This window comes from Affinundibacterium flavidum, assembly GCF_014284175.1.
Classification (GTDB): domain Bacteria; phylum Pseudomonadota; class Gammaproteobacteria; order Burkholderiales; family Burkholderiaceae_D; genus Undibacterium; species Undibacterium flavidum.
This window is the reverse complement of sequence record NZ_JACOGA010000021.1, coordinates 23,126-37,161: the sequence shown is the minus strand read 5'-3', so window position 1 is coordinate 37,161 and position 14,036 is coordinate 23,126. Positions and strand designations below refer to the sequence as shown.

The following is a 14,036-nucleotide window of genomic DNA, read 5'->3' as shown; positions in this document are numbered from 1 at the left end:
CATTGCACATCACCGTATGTTTTATGTGGCAGAACAAAAAGACGGTGCGCATGGCACACCCTACTGGTTCAAATGATTCTCTATATACGCTGCGCCAGAAAAAAGATTTTGTAGTAATTTTTAGCAAGCCCTCAGGACACGCAGCGTGTTCAGAGTTTTTAAAACCATGACGGAAAAAAGGTCCCCCATGAAAACACGTTATTCCTATTTTTGCCCATGCCCACGCGGCTTGGAAACTGCCTTAGCAGAAGAACTCAACGAGATCGCTGATCTCAAATCCCCTAAGACTATCCACGTGCACACGCAAGTGCCGGGTGGTGTGCATTTTTCTGGCGAAATCACTGATGCCTATCGCGTCAATTTGCATTCTCGTATCGCTTCCCGCGTGCTGCTGCGCATGGCGCATGGCGGTTACAGCAACGAGAACGATATCTACGATATGACGCTAGAACAACCGTGGGAAGATTGGTTTGGCTATCACCACACCATCCGCGTCGATGTCACCGCAGTTAAGTCTCCACTCAAGAGTTTAGAGTTCACTACACTCAAAATTAAAGATGCGATCTGCGACCGTTTCCGCGACCAATTCACCCAACGCCCATCGGTCGATACCAAACAACCGGACATGCGTATCGTTGGCTTTTTAGACGCGCACAACTTCACGGTTTATCTTGACACCTCAGGCGAAGCGCTATTCAAACGCGGCTGGCGTTTAGAAACAGGGGATGCTCCATTGCGCGAAAACTTGGCAGCAGGTTTGCTCCGCACTTCAGGTTGGAAACCAGGCGTACCTTTATTCGACCCTATGTGCGGCTCAGGTACCATTCTGATCGAAGCGGCACAAATGGTCGCAGGCATTCCACCAGGCATGCGCCGCGAATTCGCCTTTGAAAAATTCGGCAGCTTTGTCGAAGAAGAATGGCAAGACATCAAAAACAGCATACGTGCCAATCCATTACCAACTGAACCTACGATTTTTGGTAGCGATATTTCTGGCGACATGGTTATCATGACGCGCAATAATTTGAACAAAGCGGGCATCAAATTTGAAGTCCCATTGAAGCAAATTGAAGCGCAAGAAATCAAAGCACCGACTGAAACACCAGGTATTCTTTTAACCAATCCACCGTACGGCGAACGTATCGGTGTGCGAGGTGATCAAAGCTTTGAACCCGACGATTTAGCACGCGAATTTTTCTCTGCGTTCAGCAGCACACTCAAACAGCGTTTTTCAGGCTGGAGCGTGTTTCTATTCACCGCGGATTTGGGTTTGCCAAAACTGTTGCGCTTAAAAGAATCTCGCAAAACACCGTTTTTTAACGGTGCATTGGAATGTCGTTTGTTCCGTTTTGATATGGTGGCTGGGTTTAATCGTAGAGAGGCGGCTAAGCCAAAAGACGCTGAGTAATTTTGATGTTTCGTAGGTGCGAATAGCTTAGCGTATTCGCACGTATGGACTCATCGAAATGGGGCATGTTAAAGCGTAGCCAATTATCTGCACATCGAACAATGCGAACACCGAATATACGTGCGACTACGTTTCACTAATCACATCTACGGTGCTGGGAAGTTTAGTGTTATGTTTTATTAAGTTTTGGGATGGTAAGGGATACGGATAATCCGCTGCGAGAATAGTAGAACCCGCCCCTTTTTATCCCCGGTGCGATGGCAATCACACCGTTAGGTAGCCAATGGCGCTGGCCGATCCATATTCTCGTGTGGGCAACGACACCAGCAAGTCCAGTAACTACCAAAGAACGGCCACCATTCATGGCGGTCGATCAGGCCTGGTTCGATCGCTTATTCGTGAGAAAATCATGATTAAGATAAAAACCAAAGCAGTAAAGGTGGAAATCAATCTTTGGGCAATTACAGCAATTTTACAAGTGCTCATTAATTGGCTTTCCTCCTAGTGTAAAGTGAGGCGGCTAGCGCCGCCTCACCTACCTAACAACATCCAAATATAGCCTTACAATCGACGAAAACTTCGTCTAATCTGTTTAACTTAAGGTGTCACAGTGTCTATTCTCACATTTACGCTACATAGAAAAACGCTCAAAGTGTCTGCGCTGGAAGGTAGGTTTACCGAGAAATTGTCGTTTGAAGCCAGATTTCCTAAAGGAGACAGCTTGTCTACACAAGAAGGCAAGCAAGTGAAAACTGGATATGTTGAAATAGTTTTTGAAAAAACGGAATACGAAACCGAAAAAATTTATTTCATAGATGCATCAGAAGACATTGATACTGGAACTGTTTACCCTCCAAGCATTTCTTTCTTTGCAAAAGTAACGCCAGATATTTTCGCGTTAATCAGAGACTCAAACACGAACACCACATTATCATTGAAACTACAGACAGACATGTTGGGGCCTATTCAATTCAATGATCCAATGGGAGAAGCGAAACTTTGGGATATATCACTACAGAATCCCGTTGTAGTTGAGTCATATGAAATCACTCTGTCACATTCCGAATGATACCAATCGAATAAGGTTAGATCATGAAAAAGCGTCACGATTTGAGTCGTTTCTTGGACGAGCCATGTTTCCTTATGCGTGAATGAGGGCATATGCAAAAAGCTTTTGCTAAGTTCCGCGAGAATTAGCTTTGTCTGAAACTATAAAAAAGAAAGTTACGAATAACCTGGTTCCTAACGCCGATCCATCAATCAATCGCCTGAAGCTGTCGATAGCTCTTAGCCTAAAACAAGCAAGCCAAACACTTTTGGCGTATCCTTACATCTTTCCATACAGCATGAAAGTTAGGCGTTTCTCCAAAGCGCGACTATTCTTTTTGCTTGCCATCTCATCACTCTCAAATTCGCTTCATTGACTGAACACCATGACTTCCTACACACGTCCTCGACTCAAAGACAGCGCACTAATCCATGACCAAGCTTTTATCCAAAACAACTGGATAGAAACTTCCACAAAATTCACCGTCAATAACCCAGCAACTGGAGCCTTAATCGCCGAAGTAGCGAACCTAGACATCTCACATGCACAAGACGCGATCCACGCCGCGCAAACTGCCTTACCAGCCTGGTCGGGTTTAACAGGCAAAGAGCGCGCGAATATTTTGCGTAAGTGGTTCGATTTAATCGTGGCGAATGCGGATGATCTTGCCGCCATCATGACCGCGGAGCAGGGTAAGCCTTTGGCGGAGGCGAAGGGCGAGGTTTTGTATGGCGCGAGTTTTGTTGAATGGTTTGCCGAGGAAGCGAAGCGAGTTTCTGGTGATGTGCTGGCATCGACCTGGGCGGATAAGCGCACTTTGGTGTTGAAGCAGCCTATCGGTGTGTGTGCGGCGATTACGCCTTGGAATTTTCCTTTGGCGATGATCACACGTAAGGTCGCACCGGCTTTGGCGGCGGGTTGCACGATAGTGATCAAGCCTGCTGAGCAGACACCTTTGTCGGCGCTGGCTTTGGCGGATTTGGCTTTGCGTGCGGGCATGCCTGCTGGTGTGTTGAATGTGGTGACTGGTGATGCTGAGCAGTCGATCGCAATAGGCCGCGTGCTGTGTGGTAGCTCGGTGGTGCGGCATTTATCGTTTACTGGTTCGACGCCAGTCGGTCGTATTTTGATGCTGCAGTGCGCGCCGACTTTGAAGAAGCTCGCTTTGGAGTTGGGTGGCCATGCGCCGTTTATTGTGTTTGAAGATGCGGATGTTGATGCAGCGGTAGAAGGTGCCTTGCAATCGAAGTTTCGCAACGCTGGACAAACCTGTGTCTGCACCAATCGCTTCTATGTACACGAGTCTCTGTATGAACAATTTTTAGAAAAATTTGCACTGGCAAGTAAGAAAGTGAAAGTCGGCGATGGTACTGAGGTTGGCGTTAAACAAGGACCTTTGATTGATCAGCAAGCCTTGGAAAAAGTGGAGGCACATGTTGCCGATGCGATTGTACATGGCGCTCGTTTGATGGCAGGTGGTAAGCCGCATGAAAAAGCGGGATTATTTTTTGAACCAACCATCATCGCTGACGTCAATCATCAAATGCTAGTCATGCGTGAAGAAACTTTCGGTCCGGTAGCAGCCGTGATGCGTTTTAGTAGTGAAGAAGAAGTAATCGCCGCGGCGAACGATACGGATTTTGGTTTGGCGGCGTATTTTTATTCGCGTGACATTGGTCGCGTTTGGCGTGTTGCTGAGAGATTGGAATACGGTATGGTCGGTGTGAATACCGGATTGATCGCGAATGAAGTGACGCCGTTTGGTGGTGTGAAGCAATCGGGGTTGGGGCGCGAGGGTTCTAAGTACGGGATGGATGAGTATTTGGAAATGAAGTATGTTTGTATGGGTGGTCTTTAGGATGTTGAGCGCCAATCTTGGGAGATCGTTTGTTGTCAATTGATTTGCGGTGCGCACGGCGCACCCTACGTGCTTTAATGGCTTTTGTTGTTATGGCTTGAAAAGGTGTTCCTTAGTAGGGTGCGCTATGCGCACCGTTTTGAACCTTGTCGGTTGATGTTTGGTGCGCACGGCGCACCCTACCGCGCAACATTAGTTTGTAAGTGTTGGTTTGTAAATGTTCGTTTGTAAATGTTAGCTTGTAAGTAAGTGAAGGAATTTCATGCGTTCCAAAATTAAACTCAGTAATGCTGGACTAGCGACTCTGCTGGCAGCATTGTCTATGCTGGGGCCATTTTCTATTGATACCTATTTGCCTGCGTTTGGTTCTATTCAGGCCAGTCTGCATGCTTCTCCCATCGAGGTGCAGCAGACTTTGACGGCGTATATGTTGTCATTTGCTGTGATGACCTTGTGGCATGGTGCTTTGTCGGATTCGTTTGGGCGTCGTAATGTGGTGCTAATTGCTTTGGTGGTTTTTGCGATTGCATCGTTTGGGTGTGCGTCTGCGCATACCGTGCATTATTTGTGGGTGTTCCGCATCATGCAAGGTGTGGCCGCGGGGGCAGGGATGGTGATTGGTCGCGCGATTGTGCGTGACTTGTATGAAGGTGCGCCTGCTGAGCGCCTGCTTTCTATGGTAACGATGATCTTTTCAATTGCACCAGCGATCGCGCCGATTATTGGTGGTTGGGTTGTTTATCACTCTGATTGGCGCACGATTTTCTTATTATTGTTTATTTATACCATCTTGCTCTTTATCGGCTGTTACCGTTATTTGCCGGAATCATTGCCAGTAGAAAAACGTCAGGCATTTAATGTGGATTTTTTATGGACCAGTTATCGCTCTGTGTTTAAATCGCCCGGCTTCCATTTTATGGCAGGTACGATTGCGTGTAATTTTGCGGGTTTATTTTTGTTTATTTCATCTGCGCCCGCGTTTATTACGCAGCATTTAAAACTCGATGCACAAAGTTTTGGCTGGCAATTTATTCCTATGGTCAGTGGAATTTTTCTCGGGTCATTGGCCGCAAATCGTTTGGCAGGGCGGCTTAAAATTGCACGGCAAGTGGCGATAGGTTTTATGTTCATCATTAGTGCTGCCAGCGTCAATTTAGTATTTCACTTCTTCTTTCCACCGATGCTGCCATGGTCAGTAGTGCCAATGTTCTTATATGCTTTTGGTATGTCCATCGTGTTTCCTGGTGCGACTTTGATGGTGTTGGAATTGTTTCCCCATATTCGCGGCATCGTGGCTTCTTGTCAGTCTGCTTCAGTGACTTTGTTAAGTGCATTTGTCGCAGGTGTATTGGCGCCGGCACTTGATCATTCGGTGTTGTCATTAGCGCTCGGACAGTTTACGTTCGCTGTGCTTGGTTTATGTTTATGGTACGCCGGTCGTTCGTATTCCCGTTCGCACAGTGATGCTGGACATCATTGAACTTAACATTTCGTATTCAATTCACGTACTCGCTACCTCCACTCTCACGCACTAAATGACCACATGGTTTGTGGTCAATTAGTGACAATCAAAATTCCCCTGCAGAAAAATTGTTACGTCATCAAGTTGTCATTTTTGCTGACTACACTGCGTGCTGTCGTTGGATCGCTGTGTTGGTTCAAGGCTTTAACCCAGATATTCCATTAGGCGCACCTGCTGTGCTATTTGTGAGTTGACGGTGCATTTTCGGTCACTTTTGCTGCTCTTCGTTGTCAATAGCTCGCTATTGACGCCTCATTCGCAACAAAATTGTCTCAAAAAGTGCATCCGCCATCATCACAAATCCTAATGGAATATCTGGGTTTAAATAGACTTGTATACCGTTTTTGCGGCAAGTTTTTATCTGTTGCAGCAAAAAACAATTTTTTAATTTTCAGGAACTAAAACTATGAAAAAATCAATTCTTGCACTGGCCGCTTTGTCTACATTAGGTGCATTTTCCAGCGCAGCTATGGCGCAAACATCTGTCACTGTCTACGGTATCGTTGACGCTGGCGTAGCTTACAAAGATGCAGGTGCAGGCAAGCTCACTTCTTTGGATAGTGGTTTGAATTCCACATCACGCCTGGGCTTTAAAGGTACTGAAGTGTTGAATGGTGGCTTGAAAGCAAACTTCAATTTGGAAATGGGTTTGAAATCTGACACAGGCGCAAACGATGCAGCATTGTTCGCACGTGGCGCATGGGTAGGTTTGTCTGGTGATGATTTTGGTTCTGTGAATTTGGGTCGTCATAAATCTTTGACTTACATCTACGGCGCACAAATCGATCCGTTCATGGATGGTTTGTTGGGTAAGACAGATCTGATGTTCAAGATCAATAATGTACGTGACAACTCCGTCACTTACACATCAAATAGCTTCAGCGGTTTCTCAGTTGCTGCTCAATACGGTTTCGGTGAAAAAGCGGGCGATGCAACAGCAAACCGTGTGACTAGCGTTGCTGCTTCTTACATCAATGGTCCGTTGAACGCGAACATCGTTTGGGATCAAATGAAAGATGCCAATGGTAATACAGCAGTTGGTGGCGAAAAATTATTGGCTGGTGCATCCTATGACTTCGGCAAAGATTTCTACGGCATTAAATTGAATGCGATGTATGAAGAAATCAAAGGTACGACAAGTTTGACTAACTTGAAAGAAACCAAAGAACAGTTATACGTTGTTGGTGCTTCTATCAAAGAAGGTGCAAACACATTCATCGTTAGCTACACAGACTCTAATGTTAAAACTAGCGTGAACGCAAATTCAAATCGTATCGCTTTGGGCTATACCTACGATTTGTCTAAGCGCACGAACTTGTACGCTTCTGTTGCAAACGTGAAAAATGAAAAGTCGATCAAAACTTTGGCTGACGTGAACGGTGCAACTGCACGCTTGTTCAACTTCGGTATCCGTCATAAGTTCTAATACTGAAGTCTTAATACTGAAGTCTTAATTTTGAAATCTTAGTGCCGAGATTTGAACTTCTCAGTATTTAATTAAGACCAAGTTTAGGCTTACATCAAGTCATGATGCCGCTCAGCAAATTGTTGAGCGGCATTTTGTTTTGGCTCAAAATTTTGTTGATTCTTATCAATAACTTCGTACTGCGTAGTTTGTCTAATTTTGTCTCAAAATATTAAGTAAATGTAATAAGCCTTGTTGCCGACTTTTTTTGCTCTACAATGCAAGATAATTGATTTTGTAAGCGAGGTGACATCATGAAAAAATTCTTATTAACATTATTCGCGTTGACTTGTTATTCAAGCTTTGCGGCGGCAGGCGAAGTGAAAGTTAACTGGGGTAAATTAGACGACTTTACTGAAATAAATCCAGGACATGAGACTAAAGAACATTTTCGCGAACGTCTGACGAAAGAGTTTGAAGATGTTTTTGCTGCTTTGGCAAAAAAATTACCTGATGGTTATCAATTGACGGTCAATGTCAGTGATATCGATTTAGCAGGCGATATTCGCCCTGGTGCTTCCTTCAGTGTGAGTCAGATTCGTATCATGCGAGAAATTTATTGGCCGCGTATGAATTTCAGTTATGAGTTGAAAAATTCTCAACAAGAAGTGATTGCTCAAGCAAAAGAAGAACTGCGTGACATGGATTACTTGCATAGAGTTCGAATTCCCTCTGGCAGAACATCGTTTGAATATGAAGAAAAAATGCTCAATGACTGGTTTAAAAAACAAGTGATGACCGGAGTTTTTCCAAACAATGATGTAAAAGCCGTTACTGCGAATAAATGAACTTGCTTTATTGAATTATTAAAATAGTCATTAATGCGAAAGCCAAGCCCACTTCAGGTTTGGCTTTTTTATTTTGAGTTTGCTGATTGCGTCTGCCAATTGAGTTTGCCAATTACGGCGTAAGCCACGTAAAATGGCGCCTTCCCGAATTTAGTCGCTATGCACTTGCCTCCAGCAAAGGCCGTGCGCGCTAATTCCTGTTTTAGCTCTTCAAAATATACTCATGTCTACAGATCAATCCCCGCAAGATGACACGCCTGTGTCAAGTGATGAACCGCGCAAACAAATGTTTTACGATCCGACCGAATATAGGATTCGTAGTTTCGTGACTCGCGCTGGACGTGTGTCAGAGGCGCAATCCAAAGCGATTGAGAATCTGGGACCGAAGTTCATGATCCCTTATCAAAAAGCGATTCTCGATATTGACACTGCATTTGGTCGCCAAGCACCAACTATTTTTGAAATTGGTTTTGGTATGGGCGAAACTAGTGCGAAAATTTCTGGCCTGATGCCTGAGAAGAATTTCATCGGTGTCGAAGTGCACACGCCGGGGGTTGGCAACTTATTGAAACTGGTGGATGCCGAAGGTTTGCAAAATCAGCGCATTATTCAACATGATGCTTACGAAGTTTTGACGAATATGATTGCGCCAGAATCCTTAGCTGGCGTGCATGTGTTTTTCCCTGATCCATGGCACAAAGCACGACATAATAAACGTCGTTTGATTCAAGGTCCTTTGGTCGCTTTATTGGCGTCGCGTATTCGGTCTGGTGGCTATATTCATTGCGCGACGGATTGGGAAGAATATGCAGTGCAAATGTTAGAAGTATTAGGTGCGGAACCTAGTTTGAAAAACACGGCGGAAGGCTATGCACCGCGACCAGATTATCGCCCAGTTACTAAGTTTGAAAACCGCGGTTTGAAGTTAGGACATGGTGTGTGGGATTTAGTGTTTGAGAAAAAATAATTAGCTTCGATTAGCTTTATTTAGCTACGTTCACCTTGGTGTCAACACCAGATATGCTTGATTAAAATGCAGAGTGATTGATAAATCTCTCTGCGTTTTTTATTTGCAGTCTATTGATTAAATTTTGCTTTCATGTTTTGTCACTTTATTTGTCACCTCATTTGTCACCTTATTTGTCACCATCTTGACATCTAAGATCTCTACAATCTGCCGACTATGGCAGACAATACTCAACATTCCGGTAAAAAAATTCTCCTCTTAAGTGTTTCCGCTGGCGCCGGGCATGCGCGCGCCGCCGAAGCGATACGCGCTTATGCCGCTATCGCAGATCCCGCAAGCACGGTGATTCATCTGGATGTGATGGATTATGTGACCAGCGGATTTCGTCAGATTTACACTGATTTTTATCTCAAGTTGGTAAATCATGCACCGACTCTATGGGGCTATCTGTATAACTTTACGAATGAAGTGAAGCGCGATAGTTCGATAGAGAAATGGCGGCGCGGACTAGAACGTTGGAATGCCAAAAAGCTCTTGCGTGAAATTCAATCCTTCCAAGCGGATGCCATCATCTGTACGCATTTCTTGCCTGCCGAAATGTTATCCCGTCTGATTGCGCGGCAAGAATTAAATTGCCCAGTGTGGGTGCAAGTGACAGATTTTGATTTGCATAGAATGTGGATACATGAGGGCATGGCGGGCTACTTTGCAGCGAATCAAGAAGTGGCGTTTCGCATGCGTTCGCAGGGAATAGCTGCTGAACGTATTCATGTCACAGGCATCCCCATCATGCCCGCTTTCGCGCAAGCACCCACACGTGCAATTTGTGCGTCTGAGTTCGGACTCGATCCCTCCAAATTGACCATCATGCTAATGGCGGGCGGCGCTGGTTTAGGTCAGTTAGATCAGTTAGCAGCGCAGTTATTGCAGATGCGATTTGAGCAGATGGATGAGGCGATTCCATTTCAATTAATTGTCTTGTGCGGAAAAAATACTAAAGCTTTGCAAGCACTGCAAAATTTGGCGTTGACTTGCCCGCGGCGCTTATTTCCGATTGGCTTCACTTCTCAAGTTGAGCGACTGATGGCTTGCGCTGATTTGATCGTCACAAAACCTGGTGGCTTGACTACCTCAGAATGTCTGGCGATGGCTTTGCCCATGATTGTGAATGCGCCGATACCAGGGCAAGAAGAACGTAATGCAGATTATGTGATGGAGCAGGGGGCTGCGCTCAAGGCAATTGATAATCTGGCGTTGGAATTTCGTATCAGAGAATTGATTGCACATCCCCAACGACTCAACACGATGCGAGAACAGGCAAGGCGTCTTGGGAAAGCAAATGCAGCACAATCGGTCTTTGATATTGTCAGCGCAAATTTGTAATCATGTAGCGTATCTAACAGGAAAAATTCATGCAGATCAGTGGGAATCGTGGCGCAAAACTTGATGAGGCAGTCAATGGAAACGTCAATGCAGCATTCAATTTTAAAGGCCTGTTACTAACGATACTGTGGGTTAGCTTGATGGCAGTTTTTTTTGCCGAGGTAGAAATACAGATCGAAGGTGGAGCCGGTTGGGCGACTAGTTTGCCAACCTGGCGTATCGAGCAACACTGGCTACTCGATATCTTTTGGGGCGGACGTGCCATGACGGGCTACCATGCCTGGGTGTTTCCATTCATCGCGATGATCTTTCACTTGCCGTTCTTCTTTCTGCAAACCTGGAGCTGGAAATTGCAAGCACGGGCTTTGGCCTGCATTATGTGGTTTTGGATAGTGGAAGATTTTTTGTGGTTTATCTTGAATCCGGCTTTTGGCTGGGCGCGCTTTAATCCGCAAGTGGTGTTTTGGCATAAACACTGGTGGTGGGGCGCGCCACAGGATTACTGGACTTTTTCTGTGATCGCTGTTGTATTTTTTTGGTGGTCATTTCGACACAAGTTGCGGGTGCATTAAGAGTTTTTCACAGTGTAAAAAGTCAGTTCGCGTGCTTAGAATTTGATCTGTTGCAGATACGGGCTAGGTTCGCGACGATAGGATTTGTTTTATTTGCAAAATGAGAGTAATTTGCCCGCTATTCTTGTTTATTTATGTGGAAATTGTATGCGTGCATTGATGTCTCGTTTCTCCGCTGTATGCTTGTTGTCTTCTCTTACGTTTTCCACCTACGCAATTTCTGCAGTTCCGACTACGCCGCATGTCGCTAGTGCTGATACCAGCGTAAATCAATTTGCAGCGCAGAACTTGATTCCTTATTCGCCTAAGTTAAGCAAAGGGCGCTTGGCAAATGGCTTGACTTACTATATTCAAAAAAATACTAAGCCTGAACAAAAAGCCGAATTGCGTCTGGTCATCAAGGCGGGATCGATTTTGGAAGACGAGGATCAGCTCGGGCTTGCGCATTTCACCGAACACATGGCATTTAATGGCAGCAAACACTTTCATAAGAACGCCTTGATTTCTTATCTGGAGTCGATAGGCGTGAAATTCGGTGCGGATTTAAATGCTTATACGAGTTTCGATGAAACCGTCTATATCTTGCCGATCCCTACTGATAAACCAGACAATTTAAGTAAGGCCATGTTGGTCTTGGCGGATTGGGCAAATGGCCTGCAATTGGATCACGCTGAGATTGATCGTGAACGTGGTGTGGTATTGGAAGAAGCGCGTTTAGGTAAAGGCGCTGTAGACAGATTACAGAAGCAAATTTTACCGAAGATTTTGCACGGATCTTTGTATGCTGATCGTCTGCCTATCGGTAAAGAGCAGACGCTCAAGACTTTTTCTTACGATGCGCTCAAGCGCTTTTATCGTGATTGGTATCGGCCTGACTTAATGGCAGTCGTGGTCGTGGGGGATGTTGATCCAGTCAAAACAAAAGCGCTGATCGAGAAAAATTTTTCCACATTAAAAAATCCAGTAAAACCACGACCAAGAGCGGTGGCGACCATTCCTTTGCAAAATATTGCAGAAGTAGTCATTGCCACCGATAAAGAAGCCAATCTTTCCACTGTAAGTATTTCGCAGTCACGCTACTTACAAAAGAATGACGGTAAGTTTGGTAGCTATCGCGAGCGTCGCATACAGAGTTTTTTTAACGTGATGTTGAGTAATCGTTTGCGTGAATTAGCACAATTGCCCGAACCGCCATTTTTGGGTGGTGGCAGTGGTATCAATCCTTTAGTGGCCGATTATTACGAATTAAATTCTACTGCGGCAATAGGCAAGGCTGGTGTGCAGGCGGCGATTGACGCTTTGCTGCAAGAAAATAAGCGTGCTGCGCTTTATGGATTTAGCGCAGCCGAGTTTGCACGCGCTAAATCGAATTCGCTACGCAATCTGGAAAATGTTTATAACGAACGTGATAAAGCGCAGTCGGCCGATTTGGCGGCAGAATTTATTCGTAATTTCTTAGCAGGCGAAGCTATCCCGGGTATCGAAGCAGAATATGTTTTTCATAAAGAGATTGTGAATGGCATCAGTCTGGAAGAAATCAATCAGTTTACGAAAACAGTGTTGATTAATCAGGCTCCCAAATTAATCGTCTATCAAGGTAGTGATCAGCCAGAACATCCAATTCCAAGCACTGAACAATTGTTGGCGATGGTCAAACAAGCAGAGCAAAAAGAGGTGTTGGCGTATACCGAAAAAGCGGTGACGAAGTCCTTATTTGAAAGCCCGCCACAAGCGGGCAGTATCGTCAGTGAAATTAAGAATGTTCCTTTAGGTACGACAGAATGGACACTGAGCAATGGCGTCAAAGTTGTATTGAAACCGACTGATTTTCAGAGCGATCAAATATTGTTGAGCGCCACGCGCGCCGGAGGAACATCACTGATCCCTGATGCAGATTTCTTGCAGGCGCGCTATGCAACAACGGTAGTGGGAGCGATGGGTGTCAAAGATCTCTCACCTATAGAGTTGAGCAAATACCTGGCGGGAAAGAGTGCCAGCGTGTCGACCAATTTTGGCGAAAATTCAGAAGGTGTTTCTGGCTCTTCAAATAAGGCAGACTTAGAAACAATGCTGCAAGTCATGTACTTAGCAATGACGGCGCCGCGTCGCGATCCGGCTTTGTTTCAGTCTTTCGTTGGCAAGCAGCAAGATGCTTTGCGTAATCAGATGGCATCGCCGTTTGCTGTTTTTCAAGAACAGTTTATTCAGGCGACTTATCCAGCACATCCGCGCGTACCAGTGTTAGCAAAACCTGAGCATATCGCACAACTCGATTTAGATCGCTTGATGGCGATTTACCAGTCACGTTTTTCCAGTGCCAAAGGTTTCGCTTTTTTCTTGGTCGGCAGCTTTGAGATAGAAAAAATCAAACCGCTGTTACTCACTTATCTTGCAAGCTTACCGACCTCGGATGTCGCTGTCGGCGTGAAGGATCATGGCTTGCGTCCCCATACCGGTATCATCAAGAAAGACGTCTATGTGGGCAAAGAACAGCAAAGTATGGTGACCTTACAAATGCATGGTGAGCGCACGATGAGCATTCCTGAGCGTATGCGTTTTTCTGCCATGATAGAAGTCCTGCAATTACGTTTGACTGCCAAGATGCGTGAAGAATTAGGTGCGGTGTATAGTCCACGCGTGACATCCTCCACCAGATTAATTCCCTATCAAGGCTATTCCGTCGTATTGGCTTTGCCGAGTGGACCTGAACACGTCGATAAATTGTTGCGCAGTAGTTTTGCTTTGATTGCGCAAATGAAGGCGGCTCCGGTAAGCGAGGAAGAACTAAACAAAGTCAAAGAGAATTGGCTAAAAAATCGTAAAGAGGATTTGAAGACAAATACTTTCTGGCTATCGATGTTAAGTAGTGCACTACAACAGCGTGAAGATCCTGCGCATATTTTTACTTACGAAGACCGTGTCAAACATCTGACGCCAAAAGACATACAAGAGGCCGCAAAAATTTACTTGGATACGAATAATTACATTCAGATAGTGATGTACCCCGAAAAGGCGCAGTAGTTAG

At 45.2% G+C, this 14,036-nt stretch carries 11 protein-coding genes; all 11 read left to right on the top strand.

Annotated features, from left to right (window positions below; genetic code table 11):
• The first annotated feature begins 187 nt into the window (after positions 1 to 187).
• The 11 genes from H8K55_RS18840 (at position 188) to H8K55_RS18790 (ending at position 14,032) form a co-directional block, all read left to right on the top strand.
• Complete coding sequence (locus H8K55_RS18840) at positions 188 to 1,408, top strand: THUMP domain-containing class I SAM-dependent RNA methyltransferase (RefSeq protein WP_186943616.1); 1,221 nt, start codon at positions 188 to 190, stop codon at positions 1,406 to 1,408.
• 257 nt (positions 1,409 to 1,665) lie between these two features.
• Positions 1,666 to 1,821, top strand: a complete 156-nt coding sequence (locus tag H8K55_RS18835; protein WP_186943615.1) for a hypothetical protein — start codon at positions 1,666 to 1,668, stop codon at positions 1,819 to 1,821.
• A 197-nt stretch (positions 1,822 to 2,018) separates the two neighbouring features.
• Positions 2,019 to 2,477: a hypothetical protein gene (locus H8K55_RS18830; protein ID WP_186943614.1), complete on the top strand. Its 459-nt coding sequence runs from the start codon at positions 2,019 to 2,021 to the stop codon at positions 2,475 to 2,477.
• 364 nt (positions 2,478 to 2,841) lie between these two features.
• On the top strand, positions 2,842 to 4,314 hold the full coding sequence (locus tag H8K55_RS18825; protein ID WP_186943613.1) for an NAD-dependent succinate-semialdehyde dehydrogenase: 1,473 nt from the start codon (positions 2,842 to 2,844) through the stop codon (positions 4,312 to 4,314).
• A 262-nt stretch (positions 4,315 to 4,576) separates the two neighbouring features.
• Positions 4,577 to 5,794, top strand: coding sequence for a multidrug effflux MFS transporter (locus tag H8K55_RS18820; RefSeq protein WP_186943612.1), 1,218 nt, complete (start codon positions 4,577 to 4,579; stop codon positions 5,792 to 5,794).
• Positions 5,795 to 6,242: 448 nt separating this feature from the next.
• Positions 6,243 to 7,262, top strand: a complete 1,020-nt coding sequence (locus tag H8K55_RS18815; protein WP_186943611.1) for a porin — start codon at positions 6,243 to 6,245, stop codon at positions 7,260 to 7,262.
• Between the two features lie 293 nt (positions 7,263 to 7,555).
• On the top strand, positions 7,556 to 8,089 hold the full coding sequence (locus tag H8K55_RS18810; RefSeq protein ID WP_186943610.1) for a DUF3016 domain-containing protein: 534 nt from the start codon (positions 7,556 to 7,558) through the stop codon (positions 8,087 to 8,089).
• 286 nt (positions 8,090 to 8,375) lie between these two features.
• On the top strand, positions 8,376 to 9,056 hold the full coding sequence (trmB, locus tag H8K55_RS18805) for a tRNA (guanosine(46)-N7)-methyltransferase TrmB (protein ID WP_222612543.1): 681 nt from the start codon (positions 8,376 to 8,378) through the stop codon (positions 9,054 to 9,056).
• 216 nt (positions 9,057 to 9,272) lie between these two features.
• The gene (locus H8K55_RS18800) at positions 9,273 to 10,439 is read left to right on the top strand and encodes an MGDG synthase family glycosyltransferase (RefSeq protein WP_186943608.1); all 1,167 of its coding nucleotides are present in this window, start codon (positions 9,273 to 9,275) and stop codon (positions 10,437 to 10,439) included.
• Positions 10,440 to 10,579: 140 nt separating this feature from the next.
• Positions 10,580 to 11,011 carry a hypothetical protein gene (locus tag H8K55_RS18795; RefSeq protein WP_230408716.1) on the top strand — a complete coding sequence of 144 codons (432 nt, stop codon included), beginning with the start codon at positions 10,580 to 10,582 and terminating at the stop codon, positions 11,009 to 11,011.
• A gap of 147 nt (positions 11,012 to 11,158) precedes the next feature.
• Entirely contained in the window at positions 11,159 to 14,032 is a 2,874-nt protein-coding gene (locus tag H8K55_RS18790; protein ID WP_230408711.1) for a M16 family metallopeptidase, read from the top strand.
• Positions 14,033 to 14,036 lie beyond the last annotated feature (4 nt).

Excerpts from the sequence above, each read along its gene's own strand:
- H8K55_RS18840 (WP_186943616.1), top strand. The coding sequence starts at position 188 with ATGAAAACACGTTATTCCTATTTTTGCCCATGCCCACGCGGCTTGGAA.
- H8K55_RS18835 (WP_186943615.1), top strand. The coding sequence starts at position 1,666 with ATGGCAATCACACCGTTAGGTAGCCAATGGCGCTGGCCGATCCATATT.
- H8K55_RS18825 (WP_186943613.1), top strand. The coding sequence starts at position 2,842 with ATGACTTCCTACACACGTCCTCGACTCAAAGACAGCGCACTAATCCAT.
- H8K55_RS18820 (WP_186943612.1), top strand. The coding sequence starts at position 4,577 with ATGCGTTCCAAAATTAAACTCAGTAATGCTGGACTAGCGACTCTGCTG.
- H8K55_RS18815 (WP_186943611.1), top strand. The coding sequence starts at position 6,243 with ATGAAAAAATCAATTCTTGCACTGGCCGCTTTGTCTACATTAGGTGCA.
- H8K55_RS18810 (WP_186943610.1), top strand. The coding sequence starts at position 7,556 with ATGAAAAAATTCTTATTAACATTATTCGCGTTGACTTGTTATTCAAGC.
- trmB (WP_222612543.1), top strand. The coding sequence starts at position 8,376 with ATGTTTTACGATCCGACCGAATATAGGATTCGTAGTTTCGTGACTCGC.
- H8K55_RS18800 (WP_186943608.1), top strand. The coding sequence starts at position 9,273 with ATGGCAGACAATACTCAACATTCCGGTAAAAAAATTCTCCTCTTAAGT.
- H8K55_RS18795 (WP_230408716.1), top strand. The coding sequence starts at position 10,580 with ATGGCAGTTTTTTTTGCCGAGGTAGAAATACAGATCGAAGGTGGAGCC.
- H8K55_RS18790 (WP_230408711.1), top strand. The coding sequence starts at position 11,159 with ATGCGTGCATTGATGTCTCGTTTCTCCGCTGTATGCTTGTTGTCTTCT.